A 13,400-nucleotide genomic window follows, 5' to 3' on the forward strand; every position below is an offset into this window, starting at 1 on the left:
CTGAGGAGTCGCAGCCGAGATAATCACTCTGCCGGACAAGTCAACTGCGGCGCGAAAGCGCCACGAAATGACGTTTTTCAGAAAGGCGGGATACTAGCGGCTGATGCCGGCGATGAAGTCGCGCACTTCCTCGATCAGCGTGCTGAGCCGCTTGAGCGCCCGGACGTCTTCCGGCTGGGTTTCGATGATCGCCGCACAGTCGGCCACCGCAAAGGCGCCGATGCCGCGCGCCAAGCCCTTCAGGCCATGCGCCAGAAGCACCCTTTGCCTCGCGTCGGCATCCGCGATCTGGTCACGGACCGACAGCGACTGGTGCACGAACAGCGCCAGAACCTCGCGTTCGAGGTCGCGGTCGCCCATTGTCTGGCGTGCCAGATGGCCGAGATCCACCGGTCGGGCTCCAGCCGTTCCGGAGGCGTCGCCTCCCGGCATGGAAAACGCAATACCACTTTCGCCACGCATACGCACTGCAACTCCATCAAGCGGGCAGACGGGCCCACGAAAATAGGCGCTCCCGGTCGCCAACGGGTTAACGACTGCAGGGAAAATGTTGTCACGGAGGCAGCCGGATCACGTCTCCGTTAACCTTATATTTAAAGTTTTACGTATCGCCCGGAATGCATGTTTTCTTTACCCCTGTGTGTCATTACGATACGAAGGTCCATTTTTCAGCCTCCTGCGCGGGATAGACAAGCCAGAATCGGGCCAGAATCAGGCCAAAATCATAAGTCCCGCGGCAGCTAGTACAGGGTAGCGAAGGCATGGCTAAGAAACCAACGACGACGAAGTCTCTCGAGAATGACGTGGCCGCGGAACTGGAAAAGGCGCTTGACCTTGACCTTAACGGCGACGAAGGCGGCCTCGACATGGCGGCGTCGATGGAGGATCTCGAAGCGCAGATTTCGGCGGCGGCCGACGAGCTGGCGCGCGAAGGGCGCAGCCATAGGACGGAGCCGGCAAACAATCCCCAGCCTGCCAACCCCCAGCCTCCGAGGGCGCCCGCTGCCAAGCCGGCCGAGTTGCGCCCGGTCGAGCCGCGCAATGGGCAGCCGTCCGGCTTCACGCCTCCCGCCGGCTTCACGCCCGCCAATGATGACCGCCAGAAGGACTACAAGACGCTGCTGCACAGCCTCAATCGCCGTGCGTCCAGCACCGTCTACTGGGTGATCGCCTTTATCTCGCTGGCCTGGATCGCCGGCGCCGGCGGCCTGGCCAACCTGTTGTTCGGTCCCGGCATCTGGAAGATCCGTACCTTCGACCAGTTCTTCGCCCGTCCCGAGCTGATCGGCCTGGCGGTTGCCGCGATCGTTCCGGTCATCCTGTTCTGGGCGTTCGCCGCCATGATCCGGCGCGCGCAGGAAATGCGCCTCGCCGCGCAATCCATGACCGAGGTCGCCTTCCGCCTGGCGGAGCCCGAAAACCTCGCCCAGGACCGTGTCATGATGATCGGCCAGGCCGTTCGCCGCGAGGTGGCGGCCATGGGCGAAGGCATCGAGCGCACCCTGGCCCGCGCGGTTGAGCTCGAAACGCTCGTCCACGGCGAAGTCAGCCAGCTCGAACGCTCCTATTCCGAGAACGAGGCCCGCATCCGTTCGCTGGTCGACGGTCTCGGCAGCGAGCGCGAGGCGGTCGTCACCCATGCCGAGCGCGTGCGCGCCTCCATCGCCAGCGCTCACGAGACGCTGCGCGACGAGATCGGCTCGGCCAGCGACATCATCCGCGACTCGATCCTCAACGCGTCGACCAAGCTGTCGATGACGATCAACAATTCCGGCGACACGCTGATCGACCGCATCAATGAAAGCTCGACGTCGATCTTCGATTCGGTGGAATCGCGCCTTGACAACATCACGGACCGTCTTTCGACCTCCGGTGAGGCCTTCGCGAGCCTGCTCGACACCCGTATCGCCAAGCTCACCGACACCACGGACGGCCTGACACGCTCGCTGACCGACCTGCTCGACGACCGCACCAACGGCATGGTCTCGCTGCTCGGGGGCGCGGCGCGTACCTTGAGTTCGGAGTTCGAGACGAGCCTCAGCGGCATCGAGCGGACGCTGGCCGAGCGCGGTCAGGCGCTGATCAGCGAATTCCAGACCCGCGCCGAGGCGCTCGACACCGGTACGCAGAAACTCAACGCCGCCCTCGAAGCCCGCGCCCGCCAGATCAACGAGACGCTGGTCGAGCGCGCCCGCGAGATCGCGCACACCTTCGCCGAGAGCAAGGACCAGCTGTCATCGATGATCGATCAGGGCAAGACGCAGATCGGCGCCGACATGGCGGACATCATCTCGTCGACCTCCTCCATGCTCGAAGCCCGCGCCACCGACTTCGCCGGGCGCATGGAAGCGGCCAGGCATGTCGTGTCGCGCTCATTCGATTCCGACATCCAGCGGCTGGCCGATGCCCGTGTCGGCATCGAGGAAGCTGTCGAGAACCACAGCCGCGCGCTTTCGGAGAGCCGCGAGCGCATGGCGGCCGCCATGCAGGAGGACCTGGCGAAATTCGCCGAAGGCCGCGTGGCTATCGATGCCGCCGTCACCAACCAGGTGCAGAAGCTGGCAGAAGGCCGCAGCCTGATCTCGCGCGCGCTGGAAGAAGACCTGCGCAAGGTCAACGAGTCGCGCGCTGCCATCGATGCGTCGCTGGGCAGCCATCTGGAGCAGCTCGAAGAAGGCCGCAACCGCCTGTCCCAGGTCTTGAACGAAGACTCCGGCAGGCTCGTCCAAGCCCGTACAATGATTGACGAAATGGTCGCCGGCCATGTCGGGAAGCTGGCCGAAGGCCGCAACATCCTGGCGCGCGCCTTGGAGGCCGATCTCAACAAGCTGCAGGACAGCCGCGCCTCCATCGACGGCCTTGTCGCCGGTCAGGTCGAGAAGATCGCCGAGGGCCGCGCCGTGCTCGCCAAAGCGCTCGAGACCGACATCATCGGCATCCGTGGCCTGATCGAGACCCACTCGACCAAGCTCGCCGAGGACCGCGGCGAGCTCAGCCGCGCCCTTGAAAGCGATCTGAGCGGCATCCGCGGCCTGATCGACAGCCACGCCGGCAAGCTCGCCGAGGACCGCAGCCTGCTGTCGCACACGCTGGAAGCCGACCTCGCCAAGCTCGCCGAAAGCCGCGCCTCGATCGACGGCCTTGTCGCCGGCCAGGTCGAGAAGCTCGCCGAAGGCCGCGACATCCTCAAGCGTGCCCTGGAAGCCGACCTCAACGCCATCAAGGGTGCCATCGCGGGACATTCGGACAAGGTTCTGGAAGATCGCTCACAGCTTTCGAAAGCGCTTGAAACCGACCTGCAGGCCGTCAGCGGCGCCATCGCCGACCATCAAAACCGGCTCGTTCAGGACCGTTCCGTGCTGTCGAAGTCGCTGGAGGACGATCTCGCCAAACTGGCGGAGAGCCGCTCCAGCATCGACGGGCTGGTCGCCGGCCAGGTCGAGAAGCTCGCCGAAGGCCGCGACATCCTCAAGCGCGCGCTGGAGGCCGACCTCAACACAATCCAGGGCGCGATCGTCGATCATTCGCAGAAGATCACCGATCACCGCGCCGAGCTTTCGCGTGCGCTGGAGACCGATATGGCTAATGCCAGCGGCCTCATGCAGACCCATGCCGACCAACTGTCGCAGAACCGGGCGACGCTGTCCAAGGCGATCGAGGACGATCTTGCCAAGCTCGCCGAGAGCCGCGCCGGCATCGACGGCCTGGTCTCCGGCCAGGTCGAGAAGCTCGCGGAAGGCCGCGACATCCTCAAGCGTGCGCTGGAAGCCGACCTCGCCAAGCTCGCCGAAAGCCGTTCCTCGATCGACGGCCTGGTCGCCGGCCAGGTCGAGAAGCTCGCCGAAGGCCGCGATATCCTTAGGCGCGCCCTCGAAGCGGACCTTCAGAAGCTGACGGAAAGCCGCTCGGAGATCGACGACGTCATCGCCGGCCATGTCGGCAAGCTGTCCGAGGGCCGCAACATGCTGGCCAAGGCCCTCGAGGACGATCTCCTCAAGCTTGCCGATGCGCGCAAGGACGTCGACCGTTCGGTTTCCGGCCATATCGACCAGATCGCTGCCCGAAGCAGCGATATCTCGGCGGCGATTGCCGCCGATGTCGAGAAGATCGAGCAGGCCTTCAGCCGGCAGACCGGTGTCATCGAGGAGCGCGCCGGCACCATGGAGCGTGCGCTGTCGACCGGCGTCGACAATGTCCGCGGCGTGCTGGAAAAGACCGCTGTGTTCGTGGCGGGCGCGCTGCGCGACAAGGTCATGGAGATCACCAGCACCCTGCACGAGCAGGCCGGTGCGGCTTTCAGCGACGCCGACCGCAAGATCGCCGAACGCGCCGAGCAGACGTCCGCCGCGCTGCTTGCCAGAGCCGAGGACATCGCGCAGGCTTTCGAGGCGGCGGACCGCCGCCTGCACGAGCGCGCCCAGGATACGTCCAACATGCTGATGGCGCGCGCCGACGACGCATCCAACTCGCTCATGGCCCGCGCCGAGGAAACCGCCGACAAGCTGGCCGCACGCGCCGGCGACATCGCCAACACCTTCGATGCAGCCGACCAGAAGCTGGTTGCCCGCGCCGTCGAGACGGCGCAGTCGCTGGCCGCCCGTGCTGGCGACATCCTGCGCAACTTCGAGGGCGCCGACGAGCGGCTTTCGATGCGCATCAGCGAATCGGCCGAAGCGCTGGCCGCCCGCGCCTCGGACCTCGGCCGCATCTTCGACAGCGCCGACCAGCATCTGATCTCGCGTATTGCCGAGGGCTCGGAGGCACTGTCGTCGCGGGCGTCCGAAATTGCCCGTATCTTCGACGACGCCGACAGCCGTCTGGTGTCGCGTATCGCCTCGAGCACCTCGACCATCGGCGAGCATGCCGACACGATCGTCGGCGCCTTCGCGGCGACCGAACAGCGCGTCGCCGACCGTGCCCGCCAGACCGGGCAGGAGCTTGCCGTGCATGCCCGCGAGATCGAGCAGGCGCTGGCCGGAGCCGACGAACGGCTGGCCGCAAGCGCCTCGGCCGCGGCCGCACGTGTTGAGGACCAGGTGGCGAGCGTGGAAAACCGCCTCGCCTACAGCGCCGAGACCATGGGCCAGAAGCTCAACGAGCAGGTCTCCAGCGCCGAGGCCCAGCTCATCTCGCGCGCCAATGTCATCGCCGAGACCTTCACGGCGGTCGGCCAGCATATCGGCCAGAGCACCAACGAGGCCGCGCGCACGATCGGCGCCAACACCCGCGAGCTCAACACCATGCTCGCGGCGCGTTCGGCAGAGATGGCGAAAATCCTCGACGAGACGGCCAAACCACTGGTCGAGCGCTTCGCCCAGGGCGGCTCCGAGCTGCAGCGCAGCATGGAAGAGGTCACCGAACGGGCGGCCGAGAAGCTGCGCAGCGAGAACACGAACCTCGTCAATGCTCTCGCCAGCCGCACGGCCGAGACGCTGTCGGCCGTCGAAGGCGCCCGCTCGTCACTTGCCGACAGCGTGGCCGATCTTATCGGCCGCATGACGACCTCCAGCGCGCAACTCGGGCAATTGATCGACCAGGCTGCCGTCAATCTCGGCCAGGTCGAGGAGCGGCTCTCCGGCAGCACGCAGAGCTTCGCCACGACCACGGAGAAGGCCGCCCAGACTTTCGCCAGTTCGGCGCGTCTGGTCGATTCCAACACGACACGGCTCACCGACCTGTCCTCGGCGACGCTGCGCGAGGTGGCCTCGATCGCGACCAAGTTCGACGAACACAGCCGGTTGCTCTCCAGCGCCTCGAATTTGCTCAGCTCCGCGCAAAGCAATCTTGAGCACACGCTGGAGCGTCAGTCCTCGCTGGAAGACCTCGCCGTCGGCCTGGTCAAGAAGTCGGAAGACCTCGAGAAGGTGATGCGCTCCTTCGAAAACCTCGTCGGCCAGACGATGCAGACTGCGGAGGGCCGCACGATGGAATCGGCGGAAAAGATCCGCGCCGCCATCGCCGACGTCGTCGATTCGGCGACACGGCGCTTTGCTGACGCGACCGAAGAGATGCGTCGCACCGCAGGCTCGATCAAGAGCGAGCTCGACCTTACCCGCGCCGAGCTGAAGAAGGGCGTGATCGAGATGCCGGAGGAGGCTAAGGAATCGACCTCGGCCATTCGTCGCGCTGTCGCAGAGCAAATCAATGCGCTCAAGGAACTGTCGGATATCGTTGCGAAATCCGGTCGCAGCGGCAGCAGCGAACAAGGCGAGCCACGCGGCCTGCGCCCTGCTCCGCAGGCGCCGGCCCGAGCCGCCGAACCGCCGCTGCGCCGTCCCCCGGCCCCGCAGCCACAGCAGCAATCGCAACCAACGGCCCGCGCTCCGCAGGCGCCGCTCGCGGAGACCACGCTGCGCGGCACGCTCGATCTTGAACGCCCCGCCGAGGCGCCGCGCCGCGATCCGAACGGCAAGCCCGCGCAGGGCGGATGGGTGCGCGACCTCCTGACCAATGCGTCGCGTGAGGAAGAGCTGCGGCCGGCAACGCCGGCGGAAGCGCCGCGCGCGACGCCTGCCCAGCGCTCGCCGCTGCATGTCATGGAGTCGCTCAACTCGCTCTCCGTCGACATCGCGCGGGCCATCGACCATGACGCCTCGATCGAGCTCTGGAACCGCTACCGGCGGGGCGAGCGCGACGTCTTCACCCGTCGCCTCTACACGCTGAAGGGCCAGCAGACCTTCGACGAGATCCGCCGCAAGTATCAGGCCGAGGCGGAATTCCGCGCCGCGGTCGACCGTTACTGCGAGGATTTCGAGAAGCTGCTCAAGGATGTCTCGCGCAACGACCGCGACAACATCATGGCGCAGACCTATCTGACGTCCGACACAGGCAAGGTCTACACGATGCTGGCCCATGCCAGCGGCCGGCTACAGTGAGCGGCCGACAAGTCTGACAAAAAAGGCGGGCCTCGGCCCGCCTTTTTCTTTTGTCCGTTGATCGATGGAATTGGTTTCCCGGCGCCTTGGCGCCCGCTGTCAGATCGTCGAATCCGTCCAGCGGACGATGTCTGCCGCCGCCTGGCCGAAGGCGCTGTCCAGCGCGCCGACGTAAGCCGCATTTCCGCCGCCTGAGACTGGGGCGCTCGCGGTGAAGTTCTTCGAGGCGCGCACCTCGCCGTTGCGGTCGTTCAGGATGCGCACGAACAGATCGACATCGGCATGCTCGCCGCCATTGACGCGCACCTCGAAGGAGCGCACCTCGACGATGATCTGGTAGTCGATGGCCAGTCCCTCGCCCGGCTTTCCGACACCGGCAAAGCTGCCGGAGCGCTGGAAGGTTTCGGCCAGCCTCGCCTGCACGATCAGCGGCAGCCGGTCCGCCCATTGCGCGCCCTTGAGGAACTGGATCGACCGGTCGGAAGGCCTGATGACGATGTTCTGGCTGTCCAGCGCCTTGAGCGCCGACGGCTGGGCGATCAGGATCTGGCGACGGCTGTGGGCACGCACATCGAGCGACGGCGCGGACAATTCAAACGTGTCGAGCGGCGCCGGCTTGCCGCCCAGTGCCGCGCAGCCGGCAACCGCAAGCACCAGCAACGCTGCGGCGGACGATCTCAAACTACCCGCAACCACCCCGATCGACTTCACGCGTGATCCCCGCTGTCCCCGGATCTTACGATCAACCCGCATTTGCGGTTCATTTCTTGACGGTCACGGCGGCCGAAGTCAACGCCGTGCCCTTCCATCGAATTGCCGGACCTCGCCGGCGCCGCCGGACAGAATGCGCTGCGGGTTACGGCTGAGATCGGTCACCGCTTCCTCGATGCGGTTGATCGAGCGCCGGCTGTCCTGCACCAGCCCCTCGACGTTCTGCAGGCCCTGGCCGGAGAAGCGCGACAGGTTGTCGACGATTGTGCCGAGGCGGGAGTTCAGCGTGTCGGCCACCTGCTTGAAGGATTTCAATGTCGCCCTGGCATCGGCCATGACGCCGTTGGCCTCGCCGGAGCCGAGGAGCTTGTCGACCTTGACCAGGATGCCGTCGACGCGCACCGAAGCGTCGTTGAGCCGCTGCGCGAGCTGGCGGGCGTCCTTGATCGTCTCGTTGATGTCGTCGGAACGGTTGGCGATCTTGTCGGTGACCTTGGCGATGTCGGACGCCGCCTTGTCGGCGTTGGCGCTGGCCTTCTGGATGTTGGCCAAAGCGGCCTTGACGTCGGCGGGATCGATGCCGTCGAGCACGCTGTTGACCTTGGCCAATGTCCCTTGCGTCTGCTTGGCGAAATCGTTGATCGAGCCGACCGCCGTGTTGACGTTGTCGATGACGGTATCGAACTGCTTCGAGGTCTCTTTCAGGTTCGTCGTCACCGTGTCGACATTGGCCACGATGCTCTTGATCTGGTCCTTGTCGACGGAATTGAGCAGGCCTTCGGCGGCCGTCAGCGTGCTGTCGAGCCGGCCCGAGACATTCTTCAGCTGATCCGAAAGCGAGCTCACCGCCGACAGGAACTTGTCGATGCCGTCGGAATTCTTGGCCAGCGCGTCCGAGAAGGTCTCGACGTTCTTGACCGTCTGCGTCAGCGGACCGCGAACGTCCTTGGTGAAGCCTTCGAGCTCGCCAAGCACCTTGTCAGCGCGGGTAAAGATGTTCTGCGCCGTCTGCAAAAGGTTGGTGACCGCGGACGGATTGGCGACGATTTCGGCGACCTTGCCTTCCTTCTCCGCTTCGTCGAGCAGCCTGGTCTCCTTCGGATCGGCGCCCTTGAGCTCGATATTGGCCTGGCCGCTGAGGCCGGTCAGTCCGATATCGGCCTGCGTCGATTTGGTGATCGGCGTCCAACGGGCGATTTCGGTGTCGGCGATGGCGACGGTCGGATCGTCGCCGTCGATATAAACGTTCTTCACGTCACCCACCCTGACGCCGTTGAACAGCACAAGGCTGCCGCGGCTGAGGCCGGAGGCCGAGCCCGGGATGCGCACGCGCAGCATCGCCGTTTCGCCCCTGTCGCCGATGGCGGCCGTCCAATAGACGAAGGCAAAGGCCGCCAGGATCGCGCCAAGCGTGAAGATGCCGACAATTATGTAGTTGGCTCTTGTTTCCATCGCCCCACTTATGGCTATGCGCGCGCCGCAAGATCAAGTTGCCGGGCGCGTTTTCCGCGGAAATAGGATTTCACCCACGGCTCGTCGCTCTTCAGCATGTCGTCGATCGTGCCTTCGACCAGCACCTTCTTCTTGCCGAGCACCGCGACGTGATCGCAAGCGGTGAACAGCGTGTCGAGATCGTGCGTAACCATGTAGACGGTCAGATCCATCGTGTCGCGCAGCTTGACGACAAGCTCGTCGAACTCGGCGGCGCTGATCGGGTCGAGCCCCGAGGTCGGCTCGTCGAGAAAGACGATGTCGGGATCGAGCGCTAGGGCGCGCGCCAGCGCCGCGCGCTTGATCATGCCGCCGGACAGCTCGGACGGGAATTTCAGCGCGGCGTCGGGCGGCAATCCGACCAGCTCGATCTTGAGCAAGGCCAGTTCGTCCATCAGCGCCTTGGGCAGGTCGAGATATTCGCGCATCGGCACCTGCACGTTTTCCATCACCGTCAGCGCTGAAAACAGCGCGCCATGCTGGAAAAGAACGCCAAGCCGCATGTCGATGCGCAGGCGATCGGCGTCGCTGGCCTTGTCGACGTCGACGCCGAACAGGCTGATCGTCCCCGATTGCTTCGGCATCAGCCCCAATATGGTGCGCAACAGCACCGACTTGCCGGCGCCCGAAGCGCCGACGAAGCCAAGAATTTCCCCGCGCTTGATATCGAGCGAGAGCTTGTCGAGGATCACCTTGTCGCCGATGGCGACGGTGACATCGCGAACCGAAAGCACGATCTCGTCGTCATTCGTGTCCTGCGCCGCCGTGGCGCCGTTGCCGTTCGCCATCTCAGAATCCGATCGCTGCGTAGAACATGGCGAAAAGCCCGTCGAGGATGATGACGACGAAGATCGACTTCACCACCGACGCGGTCACGTGCAGGCCGAGCGATTCGGCGCTGCCGCCGACCTTCATGCCCTCGACCGACGCGATGATGCCGATGATGAGGGCCATGAACGGCGCCTTGATCAGGCCGGCAAAGATGGTGCTGAGGTCGATGGCGACGCGCAGCCTGTCGATAAACGCGGCCGGCGGGATATCGGAATAGAGCCAGGCGGCAACGATGCCGCCGCCAAGCGCTGCAAAATTGGCGATGATCGTGAGGCATGGCAGCCCGATCACCAGCGCGACGAGCCGCGGAAAGACCAGCACGCCGATCGGATTGAGGCCGATCACCTTCAGCGCGTCGACCTCCTCGCGCATTTTCATCGAGCCGATCTCGGCGGTGATGGCGCTGCCCGAACGGCCGGCGAGCATGATCGCCGTCATCAGCACGCCGAGCTCGCGCAGGATCAGCACGCCGACGAGGTCCACGACGAAGATGTTGGCGCCGAAATAGCTGAGCTGGTAGGCGCCCTGCTGGGCGACAATGGCGCCGACAATGGCCGACATCAGCACCACCACCGGTATCGCGCCGACGCCCATGCGATCGATCTGGTTGAAGATCGCGGCCGGGTTGACCGCGTGGCCGCGGCCGAGCTTCATCTGTGCGCCGCGGATCGTGGCGCCGAGAATGTTCATGGAGGCGAAGAAATCGTCGCGCATCTCATAGACACGCCGGCCAACCAGCTCCAGCGCGCGCAGGATGATGTTGGGCGGCCCGGACGGACCCGATTCGGGCTCCCGGCGAACCGCATCGCCGACCGCGCCGAGCAGGATCGAAGCGATCTCGCTCTGCCCCTGCAAATGGACCTCGACGCCTTTCTTCTCGAAGGCGCTGGCCAACCGGTCGATAAGCCATGCGCCGGCGGTGTCCATCTTTTCGATGTGGGAAAGGTCGAGCATCAGCTGTTTTGCGCCGCTTCTCTGCTCGATCTTGCGCATGTCGGCATCGACCAGCGCCACGGTGCGCGTCGTCCACACGCCGGAAAAGGCGCAGCCCAGCACGCCCCCTTCCTCGCCCACGGCAATGCGAGGCCGGTGCTCGGCGTCCTTGGCCTCGCCGCTTGCGTCGCGTTTGCGGATGGTCAACATGGCGTCCTGTTTAGCGTGACCGGACTGGCGTGTCGATTTGCCGGCAGACCGGTGTCGCACAGCCGGAGAAGAAAATTATGGCGCGTGTCATTTCGGTCGAAATGGAGCGATTCCCGATCGCCGGCACCTTCACCATCTCACGCGGATCCAAAACCGAGGCCGAAGTCATCACCGTAACGATCGCTGACGGGGGACGTTCCGGGCGCGGCGAGTGCGTGCCGTACAGGCGCTACGGCGAGACCATGGAGGGGGTGCGCGCGGCCATCGAGGCCATGCGCGATCCGGTCGTCTCCGGCATCGACCGGACCGCCTTGCTCTCAGCCATGCCGGCCGGCGCCGCACGAAACGCCATCGACTGCGCCCTTTGGGACCTGGAAGCCAAGCTGACCGGGACGCCGGTGGCAGCGGCAATCGGGGGCCTTCCGACCAAGCCGCTGGAAACCGCCTACACGCTGTCGCTCGCCGAGCCGGAGGCCATGGCGGCGCAAGCGCGCGCCAATGCCGCGCGTCCCCTGCTCAAGGTCAAGATCGGCGGCGACGGCGACATGGCAAGGATCCGCGCGGTGACGGAAGCCGCTCCCGAAAGCCGCATCATCCTCGATGCCAACGAGGGCTGGACCGACGAAAATGTCGAGGCGAACCTCAGCTTCGCCGCGCAGCACGGCGTCGCGCTCGTCGAGCAGCCGCTGCCGGCGGGCAAAGACGACATCCTGCGCCGGATTGCGCATCCGGTGCCGATCTGCGCCGACGAAAGCGTACATGCGGCAAAGGACCTCGATGCGCTGGCCGGGCTCTATGACGCCGTCAACATCAAGCTCGACAAATCCGGCGGCCTGACCGAGGCGTTGAAGTTGCGCGACCGCGCGCGCGAACTCGGCTTCGGCATCATGGTGGGCTGCATGGTCGGCACCTCGCTCGCCATGGCCCCGGCGGTGCTGCTCGCGCAGGACGCCGACTTCGTCGACCTCGACGGTCCGCTGCTGCTGGCACGAGATCGCGAGCCCGGTCTCGTCTACCGGGGATCGCTGGTTTCACCTCCCGACAGGGTGCTTTGGGGCTGAACGGGAAGCTAGGCCTATCAGCACCATGCCGACGACCGCGATCGGGATCATCGCCCAGAAACCGTCGACGCCCAAACGGTCATAGAGCGGGCCTGAAGCAAGCGTCACCGCCGCCATGAAGAAGCCGTTGAAGAAATAGGCGATGCCTTGCGCGGCGCCCGTGCGCTCCTCGGAGACCGTTTCGCCGATCATCTTCTGCAGGCCGATCAACACCATCGCCACCGATACCGAATGCAGCGTCTGGACGCCGAAGAAGCCGGCGACGCCCAGGCCGAGCGGCCAGACCAGCGGAAAGGCGATCCAGCGCACGATCGAACCGATGCCGGCGATCACCATCACCCTGGCGACCGAGATGGAAGCAAAAATACGATTGAAAAACAGAAACATGCAGACTTCCGACACCACGCCCCAGGCCCATAGCAGGCCAACGACGGAATCGCCGATTCCGATCGATTTCCAGTAGATCGAGACGAAGCCGTAGAGGAAGGCATGGCTGGCGGTGATGATGCCGACGCCAAGCGTGAAATAGAGGAAATAGGCATTGAACAGGCTCGGCGCCTTGTGCTGGATCTCGGTCGCCGAAAGCGGCGAGGCCTTGCGCGGCCGCCCCATGCGCGGCGACAACAGCGCCGCGACCAGGGCCGCGCCGAGCGCGATGAAGATGATGACCGGGACCGCCTGCGGACCCGTGGCCGCCAGGATGAACCCGCCCACGACATTGGCGCACAGATACGAGATCGACCCCCATTTGCGCATTGCCGTGTAGTTCGAGCCGAAACGGCGCACGCCCGAAAGCGCCAGCGAATCGGCCATCGGCGAATGCGGCGTCCAGACGATCGTCAAAAGCAGCGACACGGCGAGCACGACGGCATAGGTGGCCGGCAGGAAATAGCCGGCAGAGATGACCATGGAGGCCGCAACCACCGCGATATAGACATCGGCGCGATCCCGGGCCCGGTCGGCAAGCGCGGTCAGCATCGGCGTCGTCAACACGCGCAGGAACATCGGCGCGGCCAGGATGACCGCAATCTGCTCGGCATGAAAACCTTTCGCCTGCAGCCAGAGCGGAAAGTAAGGCAGATGCGTGCCTTGCGAGACGAACAAGGTCGCGAAGATCAGGCTCATGCGCAGTTCGAAATGGCTCGGCTTGACAAGCTGTTCGGGCGATAGCGGCGGCAGCGACATGAATCGATCCAATTTCGCTGCATTCGACTCCCATGCAACGTGTCTCGATCCCTAACATGCGGCAAAGCGCGACGGAACCGGCTGGACCAATCGATCGAGAGCT

General features: G+C 65.1%; 8 protein-coding genes. 2 read left to right on the forward strand and 6 right to left on the reverse strand.

Features of this window, described 5'->3' with window-relative positions:
• Window positions 1-93: 93 nt before the first annotated feature.
• A complete protein-coding gene (locus tag LB552_RS01150; RefSeq protein WP_224601341.1) occupies window positions 94-462 on the reverse strand; it encodes an Hpt domain-containing protein in 369 nt (122 codons plus the stop codon).
• A 299-nt stretch (window positions 463-761) separates the two neighbouring features.
• On the opposite strand from LB552_RS01150, the gene LB552_RS01155 reads away from it, so the two are divergent.
• Window positions 762-6,875 (forward strand): kinesin, encoded by a 6,114-nt coding sequence (locus LB552_RS01155; protein ID WP_224601343.1) that lies wholly within the window; start codon window positions 762-764, stop codon window positions 6,873-6,875.
• A 99-nt stretch (window positions 6,876-6,974) separates the two neighbouring features.
• Here the strand turns inward: LB552_RS01155 and LB552_RS01160 are convergent, their stop codons facing one another.
• From LB552_RS01160 to LB552_RS01175, 4 genes are read right to left on the reverse strand one after another with little or no spacing between them, the layout of a single operon-like run.
• Entirely contained in the window at window positions 6,975-7,628 is a 654-nt protein-coding gene (locus tag LB552_RS01160; protein ID WP_224532044.1) for an ABC-type transport auxiliary lipoprotein family protein, read from the reverse strand.
• Window positions 7,629-7,664: 36 nt separating this feature from the next.
• On the reverse strand, window positions 7,665-9,038 hold the full coding sequence (locus LB552_RS01165) for an MCE family protein (protein ID WP_224601345.1): 1,374 nt from the start codon (window positions 9,036-9,038) through the stop codon (window positions 7,665-7,667).
• 14 nt (window positions 9,039-9,052) lie between these two features.
• On the reverse strand, window positions 9,053-9,865 hold the full coding sequence (locus LB552_RS01170; protein WP_140694926.1) for an ABC transporter ATP-binding protein: 813 nt from the start codon (window positions 9,863-9,865) through the stop codon (window positions 9,053-9,055).
• Between the two features lies 1 nt (window position 9,866).
• Window positions 9,867-11,051: an ABC transporter permease gene (locus tag LB552_RS01175; protein ID WP_224532047.1), complete on the reverse strand. Its 1,185-nt coding sequence runs from the start codon at window positions 11,049-11,051 to the stop codon at window positions 9,867-9,869.
• A gap of 77 nt (window positions 11,052-11,128) precedes the next feature.
• On the opposite strand from LB552_RS01175, the gene dgcA reads away from it, so the two are divergent.
• Entirely contained in the window at window positions 11,129-12,112 is a 984-nt protein-coding gene (gene dgcA / locus LB552_RS01180) for an N-acetyl-D-Glu racemase DgcA (protein ID WP_224601347.1), read from the forward strand.
• On the opposite strand, the gene LB552_RS01185 is transcribed toward dgcA, so the two are convergent.
• Window positions 12,083-13,297, reverse strand: coding sequence for an MFS transporter (locus tag LB552_RS01185; RefSeq protein ID WP_140627659.1), 1,215 nt, complete (start codon window positions 13,295-13,297; stop codon window positions 12,083-12,085). The genes dgcA and LB552_RS01185 overlap by 30 nt on opposite strands.
• Between the last annotated feature and the right edge of the window lie 103 nt (window positions 13,298-13,400).

The sequence above is a fragment of the Mesorhizobium sp. CA7 genome (assembly GCF_020165015.1).
Lineage (GTDB): Bacteria > Pseudomonadota > Alphaproteobacteria > Rhizobiales > Rhizobiaceae > Mesorhizobium.

Excerpts from the sequence above, each read along its gene's own strand:
- LB552_RS01150 (WP_224601341.1), bottom strand. The coding sequence starts at position 462 with ATGCGTGGCGAAAGTGGTATTGCGTTTTCCATGCCGGGAGGCGACGCC.
- LB552_RS01155 (WP_224601343.1), top strand. The coding sequence starts at position 762 with ATGGCTAAGAAACCAACGACGACGAAGTCTCTCGAGAATGACGTGGCC.
- LB552_RS01160 (WP_224532044.1), bottom strand. The coding sequence starts at position 7,628 with ATGCGGGTTGATCGTAAGATCCGGGGACAGCGGGGATCACGCGTGAAG.
- LB552_RS01165 (WP_224601345.1), bottom strand. The coding sequence starts at position 9,038 with ATGGAAACAAGAGCCAACTACATAATTGTCGGCATCTTCACGCTTGGC.
- LB552_RS01170 (WP_140694926.1), bottom strand. The coding sequence starts at position 9,865 with ATGGCGAACGGCAACGGCGCCACGGCGGCGCAGGACACGAATGACGAC.
- LB552_RS01175 (WP_224532047.1), bottom strand. The coding sequence starts at position 11,051 with ATGTTGACCATCCGCAAACGCGACGCAAGCGGCGAGGCCAAGGACGCC.
- dgcA (WP_224601347.1), top strand. The coding sequence starts at position 11,129 with ATGGCGCGTGTCATTTCGGTCGAAATGGAGCGATTCCCGATCGCCGGC.
- LB552_RS01185 (WP_140627659.1), bottom strand. The coding sequence starts at position 13,297 with ATGTCGCTGCCGCCGCTATCGCCCGAACAGCTTGTCAAGCCGAGCCAT.